We start from the raw sequence: 24,218 nt of genomic DNA, 5'->3' as shown, positions 1-24,218 counted from the left end.
TGAATAGATGATAATCAGTGGATTAAAATATTTAATTCCCTGGGAAGAAAAAGGCTTGAATTTAGTTGGAACCGCATTTAATGGGGAAGAAGCTTTAGAAGTCTTAAAAAAAGAAAAGATTGATATAGTTATTTCAGATGTAACGATGCCAATCATGTCTGGGATTGATTTTATAAGAGAAGCACGTGAACAAGAATATCATTTTCAAACAATTTTTTTATCAGGTTATCAAGAATTCGAATATGCTAAGGAAGGCATGGCATTAGGAGCCATTAATTATTTACTTAAACCAGTTGACCGAGTAGAGTTATTTGCTTCCCTAGATAAAGCTATAAAAAAAATAAAAGAAAAGAATGACATCAGAAAAATTATTCAATTTAAAGAAAAGAATAAAGTGAAGCAGTGGTTAGAAAAAGGCATTGCTGAGGAGACAAATACAGAGTCTGAGATGGGTAAAGCAACGTCGTATAATGTTTTTGTTGGTAGTTTTTTAGATGCTTCTTTTTTAGAAGATTTAGATAAAGATCCGAGTATATTTTATTATGTAGAAGAAGATAGAATATCAGGGATTATTATTAATCAAAGTAAAGAAGCACTAAAAGAATATTATATTAAGTTAGCACAAAAATACCCTGAAAATGTTTTTCTGTTCTCAGGTCCTGTTGTAACTGACTCAGAAAAAATAAGTGAAAGCTATAAGGTGGCGGTTAGCTTAGAAGATAGTTACTATTTTTATGATTTAGTTCAAGAAGGCTGTATTTGGATTGAATTAAATAATCATTTGGAAGAGATTTATTACAATAATAACGAAGAGCTGCCACTATTATCCCATTTTTCAAAACAAAATAGTTTAGAAGATGGGATCAATAATATTTTAACTTTCTTTAATAAAACACCGATTCCTCCAAATCATGTCAGATATTTTACACTATTATTATTATCCGACGCGAGAACATACTATGACTTGAAACACTCGAAAAGTTATCAAGAAGAAGTAGATGATATTAGAAGTTTAAAAAATATTAGCGAAGTAGAAGCTGTTTTTAAAAATCTAGAGATTGAAATCAAAGACTGGTTGAATAAGCGTTCTTATAGCGATTTGACCAATAGAGTGATTGAAGTAATTCATCAAGATTTTGGTCAAGATATTCGTTTAAAAGAAGTGGCAGAGGATTTATTTGTCAATGCTATGTATCTAGGACAAATTTTTAAAAGAGACACAAACCAAACTTTTTCTCAATTTTTGAATACTTATCGGATGAAAAAATCAGAAGAATTATTACTTAAGACAATGAAAAATGTGAATGAAATTGCCTTAGAGGTGGGATATTCAAGTTCAGGGTATTTCTACAAAAACTTCAAAGATGCTTACGGTACAACACCAAGAGATTTCAGAGAACAATATTTGAGTATGTGATATAGCGTGGATAAAAAAATCGGATGACCTCAACAGGCATCCGATTTTTTTAACTTCTAATTTTCTCTAACAATTCTTTAGCCACCATCGAATTCATTTTTGCTTCTTTTCTAAGTAGTTTTGTAAGGATAGCTATTTCTTCATCTTTAGCCCCAACTTGAATGGCCAGAGAAGAGGCGTGTAAATTCATATGTCCTTTTTGAATGCCGACTGTGACTAATGCTTTAAGAGCGGCAAAATTTTGAGCAAGGCCCACACACATAACCACACGGGCTAATTCTTCTGAACTTGAAACATTCAGCATATCTAGACTTACTTTTGCCATTGGTAAGACTGAAATAGCACCACCTACAGATCCCACAGCCATTGGAAGGGTCAACTCTCCAATTAAGCAGTCTTTACTAATTTCCCAGTTAGTCATCGCTTCGTATTGCCCGTGACGACTAGCGTAGGCATGGGCACCAGCTTCAACAGCTCGGGGATCATTTCCAGTCGCAATTACGACTGAATCAATACCGTTCATAATTCCTTTATTATGTGTTGCCGCCCGATATGGATCAAGTTTAGCATAAGTATTCGCTTCGACAATTTTTTTTGCAATATCATACCCACTAAAGTCTGATGTTGTTAGTTCACTAAATGGAACGCAGCATGTTGCTGTTACTAGGCACTCTGTGTTGTAGTTACTCAATATAGACATGAGGGAAGCACCTGTTGTTAACTCTAAAATAAAGGGTGTGACACCTTCTAAAATAGTGTTAATAATATTAGCTCCCATTGCGTCCTTAACATCGACCATTAAATGAATCGTTAAGAATGAATGAGACAAATGAGTTTGTTCAATTAAGCGAACAGAGATATCTTTTAACCCGCCACCACGAGAAACAATAGAAGGGTGACTTTCTTCAGCTAATTTAAAAATAGTTTCCCGCTGATCTAAAATTGCTTGTTTCGCTATTTCTAAGTCGGGAATTTCTTTTAAAATAATTTGTCCAATCATCTCACGTTTTTTTATATTTGTACTAAATCCTTTAGTTTTCATAATTTTTGCGGCATTACTACAAGCTGCAATAACAGAAGGTTCTTCAACGACCATGGGAATAGTCATTTTTTGTCCATCTATTTTAAAATTACGTGCCACACCAAGTGGAAGAGGAAATTGAGTGACTTGATTTTCAATCAGTGAATTAGCGACAGCATCATCTAATAAAGGGTTATCTATAAATAATTCAGCCTGTTTTTCATTTAAAAAGCCTTCTTGAATTAATGTTTGAATTCGTTCAATACGGGTTTGCTTGTAAAATTTAGGTTCCAAAGTAACGACGACTCCTTATTGACGTTTTGAGTAATGTCTCTGATGATTAGTAATACTTGATAAGTAGAAAAGACTATTATCAAATTTTGCCTCACTTAAAGGATGAATGCCATCTTCTTTAGGTAATACTTTATTAAAAATAGTTTCATACTCATCGATAGAAAGTGCGTAACGATTTTCAAGGGATGTTTGATGTTCTTTTTTTAATAAATGATTTTCAAATCCTTTAACTAGACGACCGTAGAATAATTCACCTACAGCACCAGAACCATAACTAAATAGCCCAATTAAATCATTGTCCTTTAATGAATGAGCATCACTATCAAGAAGTGACATTAAACTAAGATATAGAGAGCCTGTATAGATATTACCGATATCTCTTGTATATGTAGTTGATAAATTATAATGATGAAGAATTAATTCTTTGATTTCATCTGATTCATTTTCAAGAAGAGGTAACAATGCTTTTTTACCCATTTTTGTATAAGGGAGATGGAAGCAAAAAGCTTTAAAATCTTCAAAAGAAAGTTCTGTTTGCTTTGAAAATTCATGCCAAATCGTTTTAAAGAAATTGATGTAAGCTTCATTTGAAAATTTACCATCAACAATGGCTGTATCTGAGTAATTTGGACGCCAAAAATCGAAAATACTTTCAGTCATGGAAACACTTGTATCTTCTAAAGCTAGAATACGAGGATTTTCTGAGACTAACATCGCAATCGCTCCAGCACCTTGTGTTACTTCACCAGACGTTTTCAAACCGTATCTTGAGATATCTGAGCCAATGACTAAAGCTTTTCTACCAGGATGTGCTTTAATGAAATCTTGCGCCATCATTAATCCAGCAGTAGCACCGTAACATGCTTGTTTGATTTCTATTGCTTTAGCAAATGGGTGGATATTTAGTAGTTGATGAATAAATGAAGCCGCTGATTTTGATTCATCAATCCCAGTTTCAGTTCCAACAACAACCAAATCAATTTTATTTAAATCTTCTTTATCTAAAATTGGAAAAGCAGCATTAGCTCCCATTGAAACAGTATCTTGGGTGATTGTTGGGACAGCCATCTTGGCTTGACCGATACCGATTGTAAATTTATCTGGATCAATCCCACGATGTTTTGCTAAAGTCACTAAGTCAATGTATGTATTTGGTGTAAAGAAATTTATTTTATCTATTCCGATCAAATTTGAACACTCCTAATTATAATAATTAAACCTCCATCATTTTATCATAGATTAAGAAAAGTCTATAGTAAGGGGAATAAGTTTAAACGTTGCTTAATGAATTTTCAGAAAAAAAGGTGAAAAAGTAAAGAAAAAAGGATGACGTTTTAAGGTCATCCTTTTGTGTTATTAATATTATTCAGCTGATTTGTCGTTGATAACTTCTGGATCACTTGCTTCGCCAGAAATTTCTTCCTCTGTTTGAGCAGATACCTCAGTAACCGCACAGATTTGTTCTTCAGCGTCTGTAACAATAGTGAAGTCAGCGTGTTTTGGAATATCACCAATAACAAGAGATTCACCGATTGCTAAGTTTGTGATGTCTACTTCCACACGTTCAGGTAATTTATCAGGTGTAGCTGATACCATAACAGTGTAAAGGTTTTGTTCTAATGCACCACCTGATTTAACACCAGTAGAAGTTCCTACTAATACTAATTCAGCTTCTACTTCAGTTTCTTGTGTCATATCAACTGCTAAAAATTGGGCATGTATCCATGCTTTAGTAAAAGTATCTAATTGATAATCTTTTAGTAAAGTACTGATTTTTTTACCATTTAAATCTAGAGTATAAACAGCATTCAAACCATGTTCACGAATTGATTTATCAAGTTCAAGGGCATCTACTGAAAATGAAATATTATCAATATTGTGTCCATGAACAGAACTAGGAACTCTTCCTTCTTCTCTTAATTTTCTACGGATAGAACGAGGTCTAACCGCTCTTTCTTCTGCTTTTAATACTACTGACATAAATAATCTTCCTCCTTTAGAATAAAATCTTAATTCAGTTCGTTATTTAGTTCTGCAGTTTTAATCGAGAATTGAGCACATCGATTAGCTTGCACTTAAAAAATGAATGTCAGCACTTTTTAAGGACGAACCATAAACTTAAAAAAATAGTGATATAGGCGATTTTAATCGAATAGAAAGAAGCTACTCAAAATTAAAAAGACGAAACAAAACTTAAGTCCTTCGTCAGTTACCTGCTCATCGTGGTTCAAAAAACCACACTATAATATAAGCTTATGTACTAACCATACATGTTATTCGATTAAAGGTCAAGTGAAGAGGTTACATATAAACTTTTAATAAAAAAATGAACGATTGTGTTTTATGATAATTCACTAAACAAATATTTAGAAACTAGTTGTTCAGTAGCGTCAATAGACTCTTGATGAGTCCGTTCAAAGGCATGACTGGCTTCAATTCCAGCGCCAATCAAACCATGTTTTACATCAGCACCAGCTCGCATAGCAGCAGAAGCATCACTTCCATAGAATGGGTAAATATCCAGCTTGTATGCTATTTTATTTGTTTCACACAGATTAACAAAATGATTTCTCAGACCTAAATGATAGGGTCCGCTAGCATCTTTCACACAAATAGAAACCGTGTATTCATCAGTTTGTTGATCATCTCCCATTGCTCCCATATCAACAGCCAAGTATTCGATTACTTTTTCATCAATATTTGAGTTTCCACCGTAACCAATTTCTTCGTTGTTAGAGAAGAAGAAGTGTGTTGTATAAGGTAGTGTTTCATTATTTTTCTTAAGGTTGATTAAAAAATTAATTAAAATCGCCGCACTTACTTTATCATCTAAATGACGAGATTTAATAAAACCGCTTGGTGTAATTTCAGTTCGAGAATCAAAGCTAATAAAATCTCCTACTTGGATGCCTAGTTTTTTAGTATCATCTTCTGAGAATGATTTTTCATCAATTCTAACTTCCATATTTGCTTGATTTCGTTCCGCAGAACCAGCATCTTTATAAACGTGGACACTTGTTTGATGCATCAAAATAGTTCCAGTGTACTCTTTACCAGATTGAGTATGAATCTTACAATATTCTCCTTCAATTGAGTTGTACTTAAAGCCACCAATTAAATCTAATTTTAAGCGTCCGTCTGGTTTAATTCCACGAACCATAGCGCCTAATGTATCGATGTGAGCAGTAATAAAACGATGGTTTTCTGCGTCTTTTCCAGGAACAGTGATGATTAAACTTCCTTTGCGGTTAATGATGCCTTGATAACCATTATTTTGTAGCTCTTGATCAATAAAGTTAATGATTTTAGTTGTATCTCCTGTTGGTGAGGGAATATTCGTTAGTGTTTTGACTAGTTCAATTGTAGATTGTGACATGTTAATACCTTCTTTCATTTTTTTGTTTTTATAAGATAAGATTAATCCAAATAGTAAGGTGAAGCAAGAGAAAAAACATCTTTACCAAAGTTCCTCTAGGTATAAATAGAGAGGGGAATTTTAGTAGAGATGTTTTTGATTAAGCTGTTATTTCTTCTGTGTCTGTTTCGTCTTGATCAAGTCCAATACTAAATTTTAAAAGTAGGGGAGAGATCAAAGTTGTAATTATGATAGAAGCAATCACAGCAGTAAAAAATTCGTTTGAAATATAACCTGCTTCTTGTCCGATTTTGGCAACAATTAAAGCCATCTCACCACGAGAAACCATGCCAGAACCAACTACGAAGGCCGATTTTTTATTGATTTTCATTAGCCTAGAAGCGATATATCCACCAACAAGTTTTGTAACAACTGCGGCAATTGATAAAATTAATATTAAGCCAAATTGAGAGAAGAGAGCTTCAATACTGATACCAAGTCCGATGGAAACAAAAAATACTGGGATGAAAAGACTATTTCCAATCGTATCGACATCTTTTTCAATTGAGTGAGCTGATTCATGGCCAGATAACATCATTCCAATGAAGAAAGCACCAATGATATCACTTAATCCCATTTCTTCTGCAAAAATTGTAAATGCAAAACAGAGGACCAAAGCCATAGCAGTTTTTGCTTTAACTGCAACTAATTTTGAAGCTAAACTCATAGCGGGAGTAATCAGATATTTTGCGACTAGGTACATCATGGCGAAAAAGAGGATTTTTTTACCTATTAATTCCCAGGCCATAGGTGCTGTAAACCCTACGCTAGAATCAAAAGTAATTGCAGCTGTGAAAATACTGATAAGGAGAACGACAAGTGTGTCATCTAAGATAGCAGCCCCTAATGTGATGGAACCTGCTTCATTATCGAGATAATTATATTCTTTTAAGACTTGAACGGTAATACTTAATGAGGTGGCACTGAAAATAATGCCAAGAAAGAATGATTCTGTGGTTCCCATTCCAATGAATTGGCCGAGAATAGAGATGAAGATAAAGGGAACAAAAACGCCAAATAAAGCAACTGTGATGGCTGGTTTTAAGTATCTCTTTAGAAGATCAAGATCACTTTCTAATCCAACTAAAAACATAAGGAGGATAATCCCGATTTCTGAAAACATAGCAATTCCATCTGTTTCTAAAACTAGATTAAGAATAGCTGGGCCTAGGATTAACCCTAGTAGTAATTCACCGAATACAACAGGTAAGTTAAACCTGTTACATAAGTGTCCTGCAATTTTTGTGCCTAATAAGATAAAAATGACCATTTTTAATAATTCTAAAGTCAAATGCATCCACTCCTTTTATATTTTATTTTAGGTACACTTTTATACTAAGTTATTTATAAAACTGATGCAAATATTTTGTTTTTTTATTATAGATAAAAACTATGTTTAAGAATTATAATAAACAATTTGTTTTTGTAATTATTTTTATTTAATATATTTTTAATCAAAAAAATGTATAATTATAAAAAATAAAGAATAAAAAAACCGATAGAAATCTATCGGCTGTTTCGGTACATGTATTGTTGTTTTTCTTTTATATAGCGTTCGTGTTGCTTGCTTTTATAACTTTTTTCGTCCCATACCATGAGCCAAATCATAACTAGGGGAGTCAAAACGACTAAGGCAGCCTGCCAACCTAAAGTTCCTAACACGACACCTAGCACTAAAACAATTAACAAAACTGTATACCTTCTGATTGCTTCCATTTTGATCACTCCTAAATATAATTAGAACAAATGTTCGTATTTTTATTATACAAACGTTTGTTCGTTTTGTAAAGAAAAAAATAAAGCATTTAAGCTTTATTTTTTAAATATGGTTTCGGTACAATCCAACAACTTTTCCTAAGATAGAAACGTTGTCTAAAATGATAGGTTCTAAACTGTCGTTTTCGGGTTGTAATCGAATGTAGGTGGTTTCTTTGAAGAATCGTTTACACGTCGCTTCGTTTTCGTCGGTCATAGCAATCACGACGTCCCCATTATTAGCTGCGGATTGTTTTCTAACGATAACATGATCACCATCAAAAATCCCAGCATTGATCATACTTTCGCCACGAATTGTTAGCATGAATAAACTGTTTTCTTCATATTTTAAGTCAGGTGGTAAAGGAAAGAAATCAGACGCATCCTCAACAGCTAAAATCGGTTCTCCAGCAGTAACCACTCCTAGCATTGGGATCGTTGTTGGTTTAACTCCGATTAAATCTAATCCTTCAGATGTTAATTCGATAGCTCTTGGTTTTGTTGGGTCACGATGAATCAATCCTTTTTTTTCTAATCTAGATAAATGTCCATGAACAGTAGAAGTAGAGGAAAGGTTAACGGCTTCTCCAATTTCTCTTACTGTAGGTGGGTAACCACGTGATTCAACTTGTTCGTATATAAAACGCAAGACATCTACTTGTCTTGAAGACTGCTTTTTAGTCATAAGTCGGCCTCTTTTCTTTTTTTTTGAGTGTAACATATTTTGAAAGCTAAATCAAACGGGTGTTCGCTTTTTTTGTAGCTTAATTAATTGAAATATTAACAGAATTAGGCTAAAATTAAAGAAGTTTGTAAAGGAGGTTTATCGATGTTATCAAAAGAAAAATTAGCAAGAATTAATGAATTAGCAAAAAAAGCAAAAACTGAAATTGGTTTAACTGATAATGAAAAAAAAGAACAAGCTGAATTACGAGAAGAATATCTGCACCGTTTTAGAGGTGGCATGCGTAATCATATCGAGGGCATGAAAGTTGTTGATACTGAAGGCAATGATGTTACACCAGATAAATTAAAAGAAATTCAAAAAGATAAGGGACTACACGGAAGATAGTCGTCCCTTATCTTTTTGTGTTAAAAACTGGAAAGCCTTGCAAAATATTAGTTAACGAGTTAAAATAAAAAGTGATAAAGGTAAAATAAACCTAAATAGGAGGATATTTTTTATGAAGTTCGATCAAACAGATCAATTAGGTGTTAATGCAATTCGTACATTAAGTTTAGATATGATTCAAAAAGCTAACTCAGGTCACCCTGGTTTACCAATGGGTGCAGCTCCAATGGCTTATACATTATGGACAAAACATTTAAACGTTAATCCAACAACATCAAGAAACTGGGCAGACCGTGACCGTTTTATTTTATCAGCAGGACATGGTTCAGCAATGTTATACAGCTTACTTCATTTATCTGGCTACAACTTACCAATGTCAGAAATTAAAAATTTCCGTCAATGGGATAGTTTAACACCAGGACATCCTGAAGTTCACCACACAGATGGTATTGAAGCAACAACAGGACCTCTAGGACAAGGGATTGCAATGAGTGTTGGTTTTGCTATGGCAGAAGCTCATTTAGCAGCAACTTATAATAAAGATAACTTTAAAGTAGTAGATCACTATACATATGCTTTATGTGGCGATGGCGACTTAATGGAAGGTATCTCACAAGAAGCAGCCAGTTTAGCTGGTCACTTAAAATTAGATAAATTAATCGTTCTTTATGATTCAAATGATATCTCTCTAGATGGACCATTAGATAAATCATTTAGCGAAAGTGTTAAAGGCCGTTTTGAAGCAACTGGTTGGCAACATATCTTAGTGAAAGATGGCAATGATTTAGAAGCTATTTCAAATGCAATCGAAGAAGCTAAGAAAGAAACAAGCAAACCTACAATTATCGAAGTTAAAACAATTATCGGATTTGGTGCTGAATTACAAGGAACAAACAAAGTTCACGGTGCTCCATTAGGCGCTGAAGGCCTTGCAGTAGCTAAAAAAGCTTACGGATGGGATTACCCAGAATTCACAGTTCCTGAAGAAGTAACAGCACGCTTTAAAGAAGATATGATTGTTAAAGGTCAAAAAGCTGAAGCTGAGTGGAATGAATTATTTGCTTCATACAAAGCTGAATATCCAGAACTTGCTACTCAATTTGTAGATGCCTTTAAAGGTGAAGTGACAGTTGATTTAGAAAAAGCATTACCTGTTTATGAAGTAGGAGATTCGTCTGCAAGTCGTATTACAAGTAAAGAAGCGATTCAAGAATTAGCCAAAGCAATGCCTGAATTATGGGGTGGATCAGCCGATCTTTCTTCATCAAACAATACAATGATTGCTGGGGAAAAAGATTTTGAACCAGGTCAATACGAAGGACGCAACATTTGGTATGGTGTGCGTGAATTTGGTATGGCAGCAGCAATGAACGGTATTGCACTACACGGTGGAACTCGCGTTTACGGTGCGACATTCTTCGTATTTGTGGATTATTTACGCCCAGCTGTTAGATTATCAGCTATCCAAAAAGCACCAGTAACTTATGTATTAACACATGATTCAATCGCTGTAGGTGAAGATGGCCCAACTCATGAGCCAATTGAACAATTATCAAGCTTACGCAGTATTCCAAACGTTAACTTAATTCGTCCAGCTGATGGAAATGAAGTAGCCGCTGCATGGAAAGTTGCTGCAACATCTATGGAAACACCAACAGTTTTAGCTTTATCTCGTCAAAACTTACCAGTTCTTGAAGGAACGAAGGAAAAAGCATATGAAGGTGTTGCCCGTGGTGGCTATGTATTGTCAGCACAAGAAGGTAATACACCAGCAGGAATCATCATTGCAACAGGTTCAGAAGTCAACTTAGCAATGGAAGCTCAAAAAGAATTACGCAAAGAAGGCATCGATGTATCAGTTGTTTCAATGCCATCGACAGCTTCATTTGACGCACAAGATGCTGCATATAAGGAATCTGTCTTACCACTTTCAGTAAGAAAACGCGTATCAATCGAAATGGGAGCTTCATTAGGTTGGGAACGTTACGTAGGATTTGAAGGTAAAGTAATGGGAATTGATAAATTCGGAGCAAGCGCACCAGGAAACACAGTCATCGAAAAATACGGCTTCACAGTAGAAAATGTTGTAAAAACATATAAGAGTTTGTAATTTAGAGTGTTTCAAAAGGCGTTTAGCCCCGAGCAACTGGAGGAACCAATAATTAATCCCTGCTTTTGGGATTAATTATTGGTTGTGAATTTGCCGTGGGGGCTGCCTTTAGAAACCGGACTACACCAGAGTGGTGAAACAAGCGCTTAGCTCCGAGCGACTGGAAGGAATAAAAAAAAATTCGTGTTTTTTTGAATTGGTTTTTATTCCTGAAGTTGTTGAAGGAGTTGCTTGTTGACCCCGGACTATAAAATAATGCTATAATTAAATAAACTGACAAAAAGAGTTGCCTTAGTGGTGGCTCTTTTTTTAGATAGGAGATCACTATGGAAATTAGAATAGCAGTAGAACAAGATATCACAGTACTTACTAAATATGATCATCATATAAGTAAAGATGAATTATTAAACAGTATCAGATTGAATCGTGTTTACATTGGTGAAATGGATGGTAAATTTATCGGCTGGTTAAGATTTAATTTGTTTTGGGATAATACCCCGTTTATGAATATGTTGTTTCTTTTAGACGATTACCGAGGTTCTGGTTTTGGTAAAGAACTAGTTAATTATTGGGAAGAAAAAATGAAAAAATTAAACCATGAAGTAGTGATGACATCTACAGCATCAGACGAGTATGCCCAGCATTTTTATGTTAAGAAAGGTTATCAAACAGTGGGTGGCTTTAATTTTTTAGAAGCCCCTTATGAAATTATTATGATGAAGAAACTCTAATGTTTAGCGTTATATTTGTGTTCTTAAAGACTAGCTAATATGTTACACTTTAACTAAGAAATTTAATTAAAGGAGAGTCTGATATGTACCATAAATGGATTAAAGAATATGGAAAAAGCACACGATTTTTATCAGCTTATAATGGTGTGACAGGTGTTCCTTATATAGAAATAGATGATGAATCAAAATTATCACAAGATGATTTTTTACAAATTCTAGAGGATTTTAGAGTATTAGTATTAAAGCATTTTGGTGCAGATATTGAGTCATGGAGTATCGGACCCTTACAGGATGGAATAATTGATTCAATGCCTAAGTTTATAGAGATAGATAATGCTGTAATTCTAGAATTCCAAGTGATTCTCAATAATTTTTTAATGTTTTTAGAAGAGCGCTTCTATGTACCAAATGCTAAAAAATTAATTATTACTGTCGCTGAGTCTATTCCTCGATGTTTAGAGTTGAATCTAGATGTAGAATTTTGGTCACCTTTCAAGCGAAAAAATATTGAATCATATATGGAGTATATGGATGAACAAATGGAAGCAATCAACGATCTTTTAGATGATTTAGAAGGAAATATGATGAAGAATGAGTTGTTTCCACCTAAGATGAATCAAAAACATCAAGATAATGTGATTCCAATGATTCCTCAAAATAAAATTTTACCGAGTGGAGGAAATAAACAGGCAGACAATAAAATTTATCAACTAAGAATAGATATCGCAGGAGCGAAACCACCTATTTGGCGTCGCATTTTAGTGCCATCAGAAATGACATTTGAAGATTTGCATGAAGTTATTCAAACAGCATTTGAATGGGACACAGCTCATTTGTATCAATTTAACGTGGGAAATACTCTTTTAACTGATTTTGAAGCAGAAAAATTACTTGGAGATACGTCTGATTTTTATTTTGCTTCCCAAGTAAAAAAAGACATGGCTAAAGTAAAGCTGAATCAGTTAGTTTCTGAAGGGGATAAATTTAATTATATTTATGATTATGGTGATTCTTGGGAGCATAAAATTGTTGTAGAAGAAATCTTAGAGCGTGATCCATCAATTCCTTTTTATCCTTATTGTACGAAAGGAAAGAGAACTGCACCTTTTGAGGATTTCGGAGGTATTGAAAGATTTGATGATTTTGTAGCGGATTTTAAGAAAAACGCGAATCGAAAATCAGTTCAAGATGTTTTAGAGTGGTATATGCATGGAGAAAGTGAAAGATTCTATCCTGATTATGTAGATATTGATGAGATCAATGAAGCTTTTGAGCTGATGTGGTAGGAAAAAAAGGAGTGATGTAAATGATGTATGGACCAAATCCTAATGATATTTATCCAAATGAACAGGTTAAAAATTTCTGTTTTATTAAGAATACTGTCACTAATCCCAATATCATAATCGGTGATTACACCTATTATGATAGCGGTGTTGATGGGTTAGATCACTTTGAAGAGCATGTGTCGCATCATTATGATTTTATAGGTGATAAACTAATTATTGGTAAATTTTGTGCGATTGCTAAAGGTGTTGAATTTATAATGAATGGTGCCAATCATCGCATGAATAGTGTTACAACCTATCCTTTTAATGTCTTTGGTAATGGGTGGGAGAACAGCGCACCAAGCTTAGAAGAATTACCATTCAAAGGTGATACAGTGATTGGCAATGATGTGTGGATTGGGCAAAATGTAACGATTATGCCAGGTGTTCAGATAGGTGACGGTGCTATTATTGCAGCGAATACTGTCGTTACATCTAATGTAGAAGCCTATCAAATATACGGTGGCAATCCAGCTCGTTTAATTAAACAACGTTTTGATGATGACTTAATCCACCATTTGCTCGATATAAAATGGTGGGCTTGGGATGCTGAAAAGATATTTAATAATCTTGAAACGTTGTGTAGTGCAGATTTGGATTTGATCAAGGAGATATAAAGTAGAGTAAAACGATTATCTAGAAATGGGTAGTCGTTTTTTCGTTAGATTTAAAACTTTATTATTGTTGATTCATGGTAACAATGATAAAGTAATTGCTACTATAGTTACTATCTAAACAGCTAGTTACTAACCTTTTTTAAGTAAAGTAATAAAACTTCCACATTAATGTAGAAGTAAGGTTTGATTTACTAGAGGGAGATAATGACTTAATGTGTAGATAAGGAAAGCGCTTCCTGGAGGGTGAGTTAAATGCTTAGTAAGAGGGAAAGGAAATTACTTAAATTATTATTGAATCAAGAAGATTATCAGTCGGCTAATTTTTTTAGAGATTCATTAAAAGTATCAACGAAAACAATCTATAAAGATTTGGAAGAAATACAATCAGAGCTGCAGCCTCTTGATATCAAAATTAATAAAGTGCCAAGAAAAGGAATTAAATTAGAGTATCAAGAAAAGCAACGTGAACAAATAAAGTTATTGTTTCTTTATGAAACAACAAGTCAGGAGAAGTTTACCCCCGAGTATCGACAATTAATTATTTTAGAGAAGGAATTATTTTCAAAAGAGACTCTGACCTATCAAGAGTATGCAAATTTATTTTATGTAACACCTCAAACCGTAAAAAACGATCGAGATGAAGTGTCAAATTTTTTTGAAAAATACAACGTAGATTTTTCAAAAATTAAACAGCATGTTTATGAAGAATCATTGATTCAAAAGATTCTTCACGATTATATTCAAAATCAAAAAATAAAAACAAAACAAGATTTGCACTTTTTATTTGATAAAACGTTAATTGAAAAGACTGAAAATTATGTCGATGAAATGATCGAGAATGCTCAACTGAATTTAAGTAACTATATGAAACAGTCTTTATTTCATAAATTACTTATATTTTTTACAAGGACTGGGATTGGAAATCATATTGAAATCGAACGCAAGATGATGTTTTTAGAGATCCAAAATATGGAATTATATATGAGTAGTATGTCATTATCGGAAAAAATAAATAAAGATTTAGGGATTGTTTTTACGACTTCAGATATTCAGTATCTAAGTTCTTGTCTGTTCTCTCATGGTATTCAACCTTTTGTGATGGATATAAATATGGATGAATATTTTGAACATGAAGTGTTAAAAATGATTAGCCAAATGAGTCTGCTGTTAGATGTTAATTTTTCCGATGATCGTGAACTGCCAAAGTTTTTACTATCTCATATTATTCCAATGGTACATCGATTAAATACGGGAATACATGTAAGAAACCCATTACTTAATAGTATAAAAAAGCAGTATTCAACCATGTTTAGTTTAGTTAGATTAGTTATATCAGGTCTTGAGGAAAGTTTTGGAATTATTCTACCTGATGATGAAATTGGCTTTTTAACCATTCATTTTCAATTAGCTTTTGAAAAAATAGAAGTGACTAAGCATGTATTGATTGTTTGCTCCTACGGTATAGTGACCTCTGAGCTGATTTTAAATCGAATTGAAAGAAATATTTCTAAAAATATTATTATAGAAATTTCAGATGAAAAAACGTTGAATAAAGTAGATATATCATCAGTTGATTTAATTATTTCAACAGTACCATTAGAAATAGAAGAAAAATTAACACCAGTTATCTATGTATCTCCATTACCATCAAATGAAGAAATATCTAAAATATCGTCTGTGATATCTGAAATGGATCAGTTTGGACAAAATTTTTCTTCAGAAAAAAATATCAAAAATGACCTTATTATTAATTATTTAGATCCTCGGTTACTTTTTTTTGAAAGAAAATTTGATAATAAAGAAGATGTTTTATCTTTTATTTCCCAAGAAATGAAAGCTCTTTCTTTTGTGGAACCATCATTTGAACAACAGTTGTTGAAGAGAGAAGAGATGGGAAGCACAGGTTTAGATATTGGTGTGGCGTTTCCTCACGGTGATCCAAAAACAGTTGTTGAAACAAAACTAGCTATTGTTTGCTTAGAGGAACCAATTTTATGGGGTGAAGTTCAAGTTAAAGTCATTTGTTTAGTTGCTATAGCTGAAAAAAATATGTCTGAAGCAAAAGATATTATTGCAACTCTTTATGATTTGTTTAACAAAAAGAATTATATAGATAAACTAGCACAAACCAAAACAACAAAAGATTTAATCAGTTTAATTATTTCGAAAGGAGACATATAGCTATGTACTTTGATGATAAAATTATTATTTTAAATTCAAAAGCAACAACAAAAGAAGAGGCATTAACTGAAATTGGAAACCTCATGAGAGAAAAAAATAGTGTAAAACAAAACTTTTTAGAGAATGTCTTAAAAAGAGAAGAAGTTTATCCTACGGGTCTTTCTGTAAATGGTATTGGTATTGCTATTCCTCATACTGATAGTGAATATGTTAATAAATCACAACTAGGGTTCATGTCATTAGAAAATCCAGTGGTGTTTAATGAGATGGGCACTTTAGATAAGGAAGTAAAAGTTAATTTGATTTTTATGCTCGCTTTAAAAGAAGCCCATGAACAATTAAACATGCTGCAGCAATTAGTTGAGATGTTTCAAAATAAAGAAGTGATAACAGCACTTTTTGAAGTAAAAACAGAACAAGAATTTATTGATTTAATTAGTACACAAAATTTGGATTAAAAAGGGGAGAAAATCATGTTAGATGCACTACAATGGTTTGTTGATTTAGGTTCTATTGTGGTATTACCAATTTTAATATTTGTTTTTGGATTAGTTTTAGGAACAAAACCAGGAAAAGCTTTTACATCTGCTTTAATGGTAGGTGTGGGATTTGTTGGATTGAATTTAGTGATTGATTTACTTGGTGGAAGCTTAGGACCTGCAGCTCAGCAAATGGTTGAGCGATTTGGTTTGAATCTGACAACCATTGATATTGGTTGGCCAGCAGCAGCAGCTATTTCTTACGGAACTGTTTTAGGTAGTTTAGCGATTCCAATCGGCGTTGGTTTAAATATTTTACTAATTATTTTAGGTTTAACGAAAACATTAAATGTTGATATTTGGAATATTTGGCACGCAGCATTTATTTCTTCTTTAGTGTATGCGCTAACAAATAACTTTGCGATGGGAATTTTTGCAACGGTTGTTTACCTAATGATGATCTTGTTAATGGGTGATATTTTAGGTCCAGTCATTAAGAAATTTTATGGATTTCCTAATATCACTTTTCCACATGGAACAGCAGCACCAGGTTTTATCTTTGCAATCCCACTAAATTGGTTATTTGATAGAACACCAGGACTAAAAAATTGGAAAGCAGACCCAGAAACAATTCAGAAAAAGTTTGGCGTTTTTGGAGACTCAACTGTAATGGGCTTCATGATTGGTTTAGTAATGGGAATTTTAGCTGGTTACGATGTAGCGGGTACAGGTCAATTGGCTGTCAAAACTGCAGCAGTAATGGTTTTAATGCCTAAAATGGTTGCTCTACTAATGGAAGGGTTAACTCCAATTTCAGAATCTGCCAATCAATTTGTCCAAAAAAAATTCCCTGGAAGAGAGTTATATATTGGGATGGATGCCGCATTATCAGTAGGACATCCAGCAGTTTTATCATCATCACTATTATTAGTACCAATTACTATTTTACTAGCAGTTATTTTACCTGGTAATACAACTTTACCATTTGGAGATTTAGCAACTATTCCGTTTCTTGTTTGTTTAATGGCAGCCGTTTTTGGCGGAAATATTATTCGAACAGTTATTGGTGGTTCTATTTATATGGTAACTATTCTTTATGTAACATCTTGGGTGGCGCCATTAGTAACGGCATCAGCCAAAGCAGCAAACTTCGATTTACAAGGTAATTCAATGATTACAGCCTTAGCAGAAGGTGGTTTATGGACAACGTGGATGTATGTTGGCTTAACTAAGTTATTAAGTTGGGGTGGATTAGCTATTATCGGGGCTGTTGTATTAGTCGGATTAATTTATGTTAATAAAATACTACCTAAAAAGAAAGGCGAGATGATTTAAAATGAAAAAATTACTAATTATGTGTGGTACAGGAGTGGCTACTTCAACGATTGTAACAAGTAAAGTAAAACAATGGTTAAAAGATAAAGGATTGGAGCAAGAGGTTCATTTATATCAGTCTAAAATTGCTGATGAAATGAATAAAATCGACGATTACGACATTATTGTGAGTACAACGGTTGTACCAGATAATATAAAAGATAAAGTGATTATGGGAATTCCGTTATTAACAGGTATCGGTATGGATGCTATGTTTGAGGAAATTGAAGAAAAAATAAGAAATTAAGAGGAGATTATTATGTTAGTTAGTTCAAAAGAACTGTTTCAATTAGCACAAAAAAATAGTTTTGCCATTCCAGCAACTAATTTTATTGATCTTGATTCAGCAAGAACGTATGTTGAAACAGCAGAAAAATGTCGTAAACCAATTATTTTAGCTTTTGCTGAGTCTCATATGGATTTGATTTCCTTAGAGGAAGCAGCGTTAATCGGAAAATACTTAGCACAAAAAAGTACAACTCCTGTCGTTTTACATTTAGATCACGGAGAAACTGAAGAAGTTATAAAAAAAGCGATTGAATTAGGTTTTTCATCTGTTATGATTGACGCTTCAAAAGATAGTATTGAGGAAAATATCCGAAAAACCAAACGAATAGTTGAGTATGCACATGCTAGAAATGTTGTCGTTGAAGCTGAAATTGGGCATGTTGGTTCTGGTGTTAATTACGAAACACCAGAGGAAACGGATAGTATTTATACAGAAGTCGCTGATGCCATTCGTTTTGTTGAAGAAACAAGTGTAGATTCATTAGCGGTTTCTATAGGGACTGCTCATGGCTTTTATAAAGGGGTTCCTAAAATCAATTTTGAACGATTAGAGGAAATTAGATCATCTGTATCAGTCCCTCTCGTATTACATGGAGGTTCATCATCTGGAGATGAAAACTTAGAAAAATGTGCTGTAAGCGGAATTTGTAAAATCAATATTTTTACAGACTTCTTAACTTCTGGAATGAAACAGATTGAATCAGGAAAACCAGAAGATTATATTCAACTAAAAGCATTAGTTAATCAAGGAATGAAAGAAACATTAGTCCATTATTTTGATGTTTTTCATACTGAAGAGGTGACAAATTAATGAAAAGAGAATTAAGAACACCCTTTTTTGTGGTCAATCCTAAAGCCTATTTATATGGAGAGAAATCCTTAGAATTAGCCTTACAGGCGGATGCTCTTTCTGAAAAATACGATGTGGATATCTTATTTACAGTTCAACATGCTGACGCTTATCGAATTAGTCAACAAACAAAACATTTAATAATAACCGTTCAACATATGGATAGCTTAGTGCCAGGTCGAGGAATGGGTTATATTTTACCTGAAGGACTTGTTGAAAATGGGGTTGCAGCGACATTTCTGAATCATGCAGAACATCCAGTTCAAGTATCTGAGTTAGTTCAAGTAATGAAGCGAGCCGATGAATTAGATCTATTAACGATTGTTTGTGCAGATTCCATTGCTGAAGCTAAAGCGATTGCGTCACTTAATCCAGATATTATGATTTGTGAACCAACAGAATTAATTGGAACAGGACAATCTAGTGACATTGAATATATGCGAAATACCAATGAAAGTGTGAATTCTGTTAACCCAGACATACTTGTTTTACAAGCAGCAGGAATCAGCTCACCAGAAGACGTCAGAAAAGCATTAATGTCAGGAGCGGATGCAACGGGAGGTACAAGTGGTATTATTGCTGCTGATAATCCTGTTGAGATGCTAGAAGAGATGTTAAAAGAGCTAGTTAGGTTTAGGGAGGAACAAACTGAATGAAAACATACACAGATACGTTAACACTTACATCAAATGGTAGTCGAGTGACCTATCATAATATTACAGAACAGATTCGTGCTATAGTGAAAAAATCAGGGGTGACAACAGGTACTTGTTTAGTACAATCACCTCACACAACATGTTCCGTGATTTTTGAGGAATTTGTTCACGATAAGGATTTTAATGGGGATGAGTATCTTCAAGTAGATTTAAATAATATCTTGGACAGAATCATTCCAAGAGAATTGAGTGAAAATACGAATTATCGTTATCCTGGTCCAGAACATTTAGATTTTTTAATGGGACTGAACGATCCAAATTATCCAAGCGATCCAGGAACTATTTTAAATGGAGATGCGCACATTAGAGCGTCGCTATTTGGTGCAAGTGAAAACTTTATTATTAAAGACAGTACACCTCAAATTGGAACAGTAGGCTATATCTATTTTGTAGATTTTGATCAAAATAGAGTTCGAGATAGAAAATGCCATGTTTTAGTAATGGGAGAATAAGAGGAAATAGAGGAGACAAAATCGGTAATGATTTTGTCTTTTTTTGCGTTATTCCGCTTATTTTCCAGGAATTCTATCCAAATATTCAAGAATATAGTAAGATGGTAGATGGTCAACAAAAAACTGAGATTAAGATAATACAAATGTATGGAAAGAAGGATTATATAGATGGCACTATCAAGTGAGCAACAAACAAAAATGTGGAACATGCTGAATAAAACTCGTGGAAAGATTGGGTTAACAGCTTATAAAGATTATATTTTCGGAATTTTATTTTATAAATACTTATCAGAAAAAGCAACAACATGGTTAGATAAAGTTTTGCGTGGAGAAACATGGGAGAATGTTTACAATCAAGACAATAAAAAAGCCATGGATTATATGAAACAAAATCTTGGTTATGCCATTCAACCGGGAGACTTTTTTAGTGATTGGCAAGCAGCAATTAATAGTGATCGTTTTAATATTGGTTTAATGAGTGATACATTTGGTCGATTTAATCAACAAGTAGCCTTTGAGGCAAAAGCTGATTTTGAAGGTATTTTTGACGGGATGCGTTTTGATAGTGCTGATTTAGGCTCTAATGCTCAATCTCGTTCAGGAGTGATGATTTCAATGATTGAATTATTATCAACCCCTGAATTTGATTTATCTGGAGATGGTGATACAGTTTCAGATATTTATGAATATTTAGTGGCTCAATTTGCGACAGTTTTAGCTTCTGATATGGGGCAATACTATACGCCAAAAGAAATCTCAAATGTCATGGCAAGAATTTTAACTCATGGACATGAAGAAAAAGAAAGCTTCTCAATTTATGATCCAACAGTTGGTTCGGGTTCGTTATTATTAACAACAGCGAGTTACATGAAAAATTCTCATAAACGTGGGATGATCAAATATTTCGGACAAGAAAGTGATGCAACGCCTTACCGATTAGCACGTATGAACTTAATGATGCACGGTGTGGAGTACAACGATATTAATATTAATCACGCTGATACCCTAGAGAGTGATTGGCCAGATGGAGTAGTAGATGGAAAAGACAACCCTAGGATGTTTGATGCTGTTATGGCAAATCCACCATACTCTGCTGATTGGAACAATAAGGACCGAGAAGATGATCCTCGTTGGCGAGAATATGGTGTGGCACCAAAAACAAAAGGTGATTATGCCTTCCTTTTACATTGCTTGTATCACTTAGAAGATAGTGGACGTATGGCGATTGTATTACCTCACGGCGTTTTATTTAGAGGAGCGGCAGAAGGTAGAATTCGTAAAGCATTGATTGATAAACACCAGATTGAAGCGGTGATTGGCTTTCCAGATAAATTATTCTTAAACACAGGAATTCCTGTCTGTGTATTGATTCTTCAAAAAAATCGTATGGACTCAGATATTTTATTCATTGATGCTAGTAAAGAATTTGGCAAGCAAAAAAGTCAAAATCATTTAAGACCAGAAGATGTGGATAAAATTGTTGAGACAGTCATTAATAGAGAAACAATAGAAAAATATTCTTATGTGGCAAGTTTGGATGAAATTAAAGAAAATGACTATAATTTGAATATTCCACGTTATGTGGATACGTTTGAAGAAGAAGAACCAGTCGATATGGAATCCGTAGCAGATCAGTTAATCGAAGTGGAAGAACAGTTAAATAATAGTACGCAAAAACTAATGACGATGTTCCAAGAATTAGTCGGAACAACCCCAGAATCCCAAACAGAATTAGAAATAACAAGAGAGAAAATGACTAAAATCTGGCAAAACGAGAAAGGGATTGAATAAAATGAAAGATCAATTAATCCCTGATATACGGTTTGAAGGGTATACGGAAGATTGGGAACAGCGTAAGTTGGGGGAGTTAGGAATAGTAACTACTGGAAAGGCATTTAGTAGTACAGAATTTGATAAAAATGGAAAGTATCTGGTTATTACTAACAAAGATATTTCAGATAGTTCAAGATCTAAAAATACTGAAACTGACAAAATTACTCCTAGAGACAAAAATATTATTGAAAAATTTAATTTAAGTGGAAAAAATATTTTAGTAACTATGGATGGTGTTAATTTAGGAAAAACGGCTTTATATAGTAATGAAGATGCTTTACTTGCACAACGAGTTGGGCGAATACAATCATCATGTTTAGACTTTATATTTCAATTGACGATAAATAGAACATTCCTAATAAAAATGCAAACACTGTCAGTTGGAAATGCAATTAAACATATTTCATTGAGTCAAATTTCTAATTATTCAGCTATGGTTCCTAAAACAGATGAAGAACAAATCAAAATCGGTAACTTTTTCAAACAACTAGACGAAACTATTACTCTTCAAGAGCGTAAGTTAAATTTGTTAAAAGAACAGAAAAAAGGTTATTTACAGAAAATGTTTCCGAAAAAAAATGAAAAATTTCCAGAGCTTAGATTTGAAGGATTTACTGGCGATTGGGAACAGCGTAAGTTGGGGGAGTTAGCTAGATTCTCTAAAGGAAATGGTTATACCAAAAGCGACTTAATTGATTCTGGTACACCTATAATTTTATATGGAAGTTTATACACTAATTATCAATCAAGTATATCCAAAGTGAAAACCTATGTAGAATTGAAAGAAAAATCGGTTATTAGTAAGGGGAATGAGGTTATTGTCCCTTCTTCTGGAGAAAGTTCAGAAGATATTTCAAGAGCATCGGTAGTTGATACTGCGGGAATTATACTTGGTGGAGATTTAAATATTATCAAAGTTACTGATTTAATTAATCCATTATTTTTAGCATTAACAATCTCTAATGGTACCCAACAAAAAGAATTGAGTAAAAGAGCTCAAGGAAAATCTGTAGTTCATTTAAATAATTCTGATTTAAAATCAGTTAACTTAATATTTCCTAAGACTGAAGAACAAACCAAAATCGGTAACTTCTTCAAACAACTCGATGAAACTATTACTCTTCAAGAGCAACAGTTAGAAAAAATGAAAGAAATGAAAAAAGGTTTTCTGCAAAAATTATTTATTTAGATTTTTTTGTGTCAAAATGAAAATATAGGGGTAAAAAAATGGGAAGTAAAATAAAATTATCTTGGAGGTTGTTTAGACAAACTCCTCTTAAAAAGAACTTAATTAATTGGTTTGGGGTAACAATGAGTTTGATTGGTATTGGTTTAACAATAAAAGAAATTATCGATTTTGGTGGTGGTAAGTCCCCTTTTGTACGAAAAGATAGTGTTTGGTTAGTCGTAATTTCTATATTTATTGGATTAATTATAGTAATCCTAAAAAATATTAATCTATTAAATAAAACATTTGAATGGAAACATGGCTATGAAGTTACCGTTGTTGTAGGAGATTATTTTGATGTTTTAGATAAATTTCCAGAAGGTACCGCTGTTAGTGGAATGAGTACAACAATAAAAACTAAACATGCTAAAATAGATTCAGTTTATTATGGAATATATGAAAAGTTCTTTCAAACAAAGAAAGAAAATTTAACTGATGAGATGGCAGATCGATTTGATGAGATTGTGGAAATTGGTTTAAAAAGGAGAGTTAACAATCATAAGTGTGATTATGGAGAAATCTCTCAAATTGTTTATCCAGAATATAGTAATTCAAAGAAGACAGCATTTTTAATTGCTAATTCAACTAAAGAAATTGGACGACATGAATTTCATGGAAATAGTGAAACATTAAGTCACTTATGTAAACTATGGAATAAAATTTATGAAGGAGACGTGTTTCCTGATCCTATAGTGATGCCTATGTTAGGTACCGGTCATTCAGGTGATAACTCTGAAATGAGTGCAGCAATTGGGATTGTAGAGAGTTATTTTGAACTTTGCTATATTAATCCTAAAGGCAAAAAAAATAATAAAACTTTGGTTAAGTCGTTAGTTTTATCTGTTCCAAGTTCTTTTGTTGCTGAGGAAAAAATAATTTTAAGTGATTTACATGATTACATTAGTTTAAAAAATAATCTTTTAGATATTTTATATGTTAATAAAGGAAAATATGAGAAGGTTATAGATTCAGAATGTTTTAAAGCTGACAGAAAGAACATGAATAGAAAATATAAAAGTAAAGGGTAGTACTAAAAGCACTTCTCGTTGAATTCACGTAA

General features: G+C 33.3%; 23 protein-coding genes. 16 read left to right on the top strand and 7 right to left on the bottom strand.

Translation table 11 applies throughout. The annotated features are described in order from the left end of the window. The first annotated feature begins 7 nt into the window (after positions 1-7). Entirely contained in the window at positions 8-1,417 is a 1,410-nt protein-coding gene (locus FM121_RS00570) for a response regulator transcription factor (RefSeq protein WP_086950217.1), read from the top strand. Between the two features lie 49 nt (positions 1,418-1,466). Here FM121_RS00570 and FM121_RS00565 read toward each other — a convergent pair whose 3' ends face one another. The 7 genes from FM121_RS00565 to lexA form a co-directional block, all read right to left on the bottom strand. Beyond that, positions 1,467-2,732, bottom strand: coding sequence for a hydroxymethylglutaryl-CoA reductase, degradative (locus FM121_RS00565; RefSeq protein WP_086950216.1), 1,266 nt, complete (start codon positions 2,730-2,732; stop codon positions 1,467-1,469). A 15-nt stretch (positions 2,733-2,747) separates the two neighbouring features. Beyond that, positions 2,748-3,920 carry a hydroxymethylglutaryl-CoA synthase gene (locus FM121_RS00560; RefSeq protein WP_086950215.1) on the bottom strand — a complete coding sequence of 391 codons (1,173 nt, stop codon included), beginning with the start codon at positions 3,918-3,920 and terminating at the stop codon, positions 2,748-2,750. A gap of 174 nt (positions 3,921-4,094) precedes the next feature. Next, entirely contained in the window at positions 4,095-4,712 is a 618-nt protein-coding gene (locus FM121_RS00555; protein WP_086950214.1) for a 50S ribosomal protein L25/general stress protein Ctc, read from the bottom strand. A gap of 361 nt (positions 4,713-5,073) precedes the next feature. After that, entirely contained in the window at positions 5,074-6,108 is a 1,035-nt protein-coding gene (locus tag FM121_RS00550) for a M42 family metallopeptidase (RefSeq protein WP_086950213.1), read from the bottom strand. Positions 6,109-6,247: 139 nt separating this feature from the next. After that, positions 6,248-7,438 carry a cation:proton antiporter gene (locus FM121_RS00545; protein WP_179203756.1) on the bottom strand — a complete coding sequence of 397 codons (1,191 nt, stop codon included), beginning with the start codon at positions 7,436-7,438 and terminating at the stop codon, positions 6,248-6,250. Between the two features lie 215 nt (positions 7,439-7,653). Further along, entirely contained in the window at positions 7,654-7,863 is a 210-nt protein-coding gene (locus tag FM121_RS00540; protein WP_086950211.1) for a hypothetical protein, read from the bottom strand. Between the two features lie 103 nt (positions 7,864-7,966). Beyond that, positions 7,967-8,587: a transcriptional repressor LexA gene (gene lexA / locus FM121_RS00535; RefSeq protein WP_086950210.1), complete on the bottom strand. Its 621-nt coding sequence runs from the start codon at positions 8,585-8,587 to the stop codon at positions 7,967-7,969. Between the two features lie 144 nt (positions 8,588-8,731). Between lexA and FM121_RS00530 the strand changes: the two genes are divergently transcribed. From FM121_RS00530 to FM121_RS00455, 15 genes are all read left to right on the top strand, one after another. Then, complete coding sequence (locus tag FM121_RS00530) at positions 8,732-8,974, top strand: DUF896 family protein (RefSeq protein ID WP_086950209.1); 243 nt, start codon at positions 8,732-8,734, stop codon at positions 8,972-8,974. A gap of 112 nt (positions 8,975-9,086) precedes the next feature. Continuing rightward, positions 9,087-11,084 (top strand): transketolase, encoded by a 1,998-nt coding sequence (gene tkt / locus FM121_RS00525; protein WP_086950208.1) that lies wholly within the window; start codon positions 9,087-9,089, stop codon positions 11,082-11,084. A 326-nt stretch (positions 11,085-11,410) separates the two neighbouring features. Beyond that, positions 11,411-11,815 carry a GNAT family N-acetyltransferase gene (locus FM121_RS00520; RefSeq protein WP_086950207.1) on the top strand — a complete coding sequence of 135 codons (405 nt, stop codon included), beginning with the start codon at positions 11,411-11,413 and terminating at the stop codon, positions 11,813-11,815. Between the two features lie 83 nt (positions 11,816-11,898). Continuing rightward, complete coding sequence (locus FM121_RS00515; RefSeq protein WP_086950206.1) at positions 11,899-13,101, top strand: plasmid pRiA4b ORF-3 family protein; 1,203 nt, start codon at positions 11,899-11,901, stop codon at positions 13,099-13,101. Positions 13,102-13,121: 20 nt separating this feature from the next. Beyond that, positions 13,122-13,757 (top strand): Vat family streptogramin A O-acetyltransferase, encoded by a 636-nt coding sequence (locus FM121_RS00510; protein WP_086950205.1) that lies wholly within the window; start codon positions 13,122-13,124, stop codon positions 13,755-13,757. A 252-nt stretch (positions 13,758-14,009) separates the two neighbouring features. Continuing rightward, entirely contained in the window at positions 14,010-15,938 is a 1,929-nt protein-coding gene (locus FM121_RS00505) for a BglG family transcription antiterminator (RefSeq protein ID WP_086950204.1), read from the top strand. Positions 15,939-15,940: 2 nt separating this feature from the next. Further along, on the top strand, positions 15,941-16,396 hold the full coding sequence (locus FM121_RS00500) for a PTS sugar transporter subunit IIA (RefSeq protein WP_086950203.1): 456 nt from the start codon (positions 15,941-15,943) through the stop codon (positions 16,394-16,396). A 15-nt stretch (positions 16,397-16,411) separates the two neighbouring features. Further along, positions 16,412-17,752 carry a PTS galactitol transporter subunit IIC gene (locus tag FM121_RS00495; RefSeq protein ID WP_086950202.1) on the top strand — a complete coding sequence of 447 codons (1,341 nt, stop codon included), beginning with the start codon at positions 16,412-16,414 and terminating at the stop codon, positions 17,750-17,752. 1 nt (position 17,753) lies between these two features. After that, entirely contained in the window at positions 17,754-18,038 is a 285-nt protein-coding gene (locus tag FM121_RS00490) for a PTS sugar transporter subunit IIB (protein WP_086950201.1), read from the top strand. Positions 18,039-18,050: 12 nt separating this feature from the next. Beyond that, positions 18,051-18,890 carry a class II fructose-bisphosphate aldolase gene (locus FM121_RS00485; protein WP_086950200.1) on the top strand — a complete coding sequence of 280 codons (840 nt, stop codon included), beginning with the start codon at positions 18,051-18,053 and terminating at the stop codon, positions 18,888-18,890. Further along, positions 18,890-19,585, top strand: coding sequence for a triose-phosphate isomerase (locus FM121_RS00480; RefSeq protein ID WP_086950199.1), 696 nt, complete (start codon positions 18,890-18,892; stop codon positions 19,583-19,585). The genes FM121_RS00485 and FM121_RS00480 overlap by 1 nt, the downstream gene beginning before the upstream one ends. Then, entirely contained in the window at positions 19,582-20,097 is a 516-nt protein-coding gene (locus FM121_RS00475; RefSeq protein WP_086950198.1) for a YjbQ family protein, read from the top strand. The genes FM121_RS00480 and FM121_RS00475 overlap by 4 nt, the downstream gene beginning before the upstream one ends. A gap of 168 nt (positions 20,098-20,265) precedes the next feature. Beyond that, on the top strand, positions 20,266-21,888 hold the full coding sequence (locus FM121_RS00465; RefSeq protein WP_086950196.1) for a type I restriction-modification system subunit M: 1,623 nt from the start codon (positions 20,266-20,268) through the stop codon (positions 21,886-21,888). Position 21,889: 1 nt separating this feature from the next. Further along, complete coding sequence (locus FM121_RS00460; RefSeq protein ID WP_086950195.1) at positions 21,890-23,119, top strand: restriction endonuclease subunit S; 1,230 nt, start codon at positions 21,890-21,892, stop codon at positions 23,117-23,119. Between the two features lie 38 nt (positions 23,120-23,157). Further along, entirely contained in the window at positions 23,158-24,186 is a 1,029-nt protein-coding gene (locus FM121_RS00455) for a hypothetical protein (protein ID WP_086950194.1), read from the top strand. The last annotated feature ends 32 nt before the right edge of the window (positions 24,187-24,218 follow it).

It is taken from the genome of Vagococcus fluvialis bH819 (genome assembly GCF_900163795.1).
GTDB classification, from domain to species: domain Bacteria; phylum Bacillota; class Bacilli; order Lactobacillales; family Vagococcaceae; genus Vagococcus; species Vagococcus fluvialis_A.
The sequence above is the reverse complement of the archived record's forward strand: the minus strand, read 5'-3'. Positions and strand labels throughout refer to the sequence as shown.

Coding starts and splice junctions, on each gene's coding strand:
- FM121_RS00570 (WP_086950217.1), top strand. CDS start 8: ATGATAATCAGTGGATTAAAATATTTAATTCCCTGGGAAGAAAAAGGC.
- FM121_RS00555 (WP_086950214.1), bottom strand. CDS start 4,712: ATGTCAGTAGTATTAAAAGCAGAAGAAAGAGCGGTTAGACCTCGTTCT.
- FM121_RS00550 (WP_086950213.1), bottom strand. CDS start 6,108: ATGTCACAATCTACAATTGAACTAGTCAAAACACTAACGAATATTCCC.
- FM121_RS00540 (WP_086950211.1), bottom strand. CDS start 7,863: ATGGAAGCAATCAGAAGGTATACAGTTTTGTTAATTGTTTTAGTGCTA.
- lexA (WP_086950210.1), bottom strand. CDS start 8,587: ATGACTAAAAAGCAGTCTTCAAGACAAGTAGATGTCTTGCGTTTTATA.
- FM121_RS00530 (WP_086950209.1), top strand. CDS start 8,732: ATGTTATCAAAAGAAAAATTAGCAAGAATTAATGAATTAGCAAAAAAA.
- tkt (WP_086950208.1), top strand. CDS start 9,087: ATGAAGTTCGATCAAACAGATCAATTAGGTGTTAATGCAATTCGTACA.
- FM121_RS00520 (WP_086950207.1), top strand. CDS start 11,411: ATGGAAATTAGAATAGCAGTAGAACAAGATATCACAGTACTTACTAAA.
- FM121_RS00515 (WP_086950206.1), top strand. CDS start 11,899: ATGTACCATAAATGGATTAAAGAATATGGAAAAAGCACACGATTTTTA.
- FM121_RS00510 (WP_086950205.1), top strand. CDS start 13,122: ATGATGTATGGACCAAATCCTAATGATATTTATCCAAATGAACAGGTT.
- FM121_RS00505 (WP_086950204.1), top strand. CDS start 14,010: ATGCTTAGTAAGAGGGAAAGGAAATTACTTAAATTATTATTGAATCAA.
- FM121_RS00500 (WP_086950203.1), top strand. CDS start 15,941: ATGTACTTTGATGATAAAATTATTATTTTAAATTCAAAAGCAACAACA.
- FM121_RS00495 (WP_086950202.1), top strand. CDS start 16,412: ATGTTAGATGCACTACAATGGTTTGTTGATTTAGGTTCTATTGTGGTA.
- FM121_RS00490 (WP_086950201.1), top strand. CDS start 17,754: ATGAAAAAATTACTAATTATGTGTGGTACAGGAGTGGCTACTTCAACG.
- FM121_RS00485 (WP_086950200.1), top strand. CDS start 18,051: ATGTTAGTTAGTTCAAAAGAACTGTTTCAATTAGCACAAAAAAATAGT.
- FM121_RS00480 (WP_086950199.1), top strand. CDS start 18,890: ATGAAAAGAGAATTAAGAACACCCTTTTTTGTGGTCAATCCTAAAGCC.
- FM121_RS00475 (WP_086950198.1), top strand. CDS start 19,582: ATGAAAACATACACAGATACGTTAACACTTACATCAAATGGTAGTCGA.
- FM121_RS00465 (WP_086950196.1), top strand. CDS start 20,266: ATGGCACTATCAAGTGAGCAACAAACAAAAATGTGGAACATGCTGAAT.
- FM121_RS00460 (WP_086950195.1), top strand. CDS start 21,890: ATGAAAGATCAATTAATCCCTGATATACGGTTTGAAGGGTATACGGAA.
- FM121_RS00455 (WP_086950194.1), top strand. CDS start 23,158: ATGGGAAGTAAAATAAAATTATCTTGGAGGTTGTTTAGACAAACTCCT.